Raw genomic sequence first — 511 nt, 5'->3', positions numbered from 1 at the left:
GAAGATCAATCGGGTGGCGGTCGCGCTCGGCGGCGCATCGATCATGCTGGCGCTCGGTGCCACCGACGCCGAGCACGCGTTCTTCTCCGAGGACGCGGGTATCGACTGGAACGTCATCTTCCTGTTGCTGGGGATGATGCTGATCGTCGGCGTGCTCAAACGCACCGGGCTGTTCGAGTACGTGGCGATCTGGTCGGCGAAGAAGGCCCGCGGGCGCCCGTTCCCGATCATGGTGATCCTGCTGGTGGTGACCGGCGTGGTGTCGGCTGCGCTGGACAACGTGACGACGGTGCTGCTGGTCGCGCCGGTGACGTTGCTGGTCTGCGAGCGCCTCGGTGTGCCCCCGGTGCCGTTTTTGATCGCCGAGGTCCTCGCGTCGAACATCGGCGGCGCGGGCACCCTGGTCGGTGATCCGCCGAACATCATCATCGCCAGCCGGTCCGGGCTCACCTTCAACGACTTCCTCAGCGTGATGGCGCCGTTCGTGCTGGTCGTGTTGATCGTGCTGGTG

General features: G+C 65.9%; 1 protein-coding gene. It reads left to right on the top strand.

Annotation, left to right across the window (positions count from 1 at the left end):
- Positions 1 to 13: 13 nt before the first annotated feature.
- A partial coding sequence (locus tag ADL15_RS18170) for an SLC13 family permease (RefSeq protein ID WP_232344195.1) occupies positions 14 to 511 on the top strand: 498 nt, incomplete at its 3' end.

The sequence above is a fragment of the Actinoplanes awajinensis subsp. mycoplanecinus genome (assembly GCF_001509495.1).
Classification (GTDB): domain Bacteria; phylum Actinomycetota; class Actinomycetes; order Mycobacteriales; family Micromonosporaceae; genus Actinoplanes; species Actinoplanes palleronii.
This window is presented reverse-complemented; position numbering and strand designations above follow the sequence as displayed.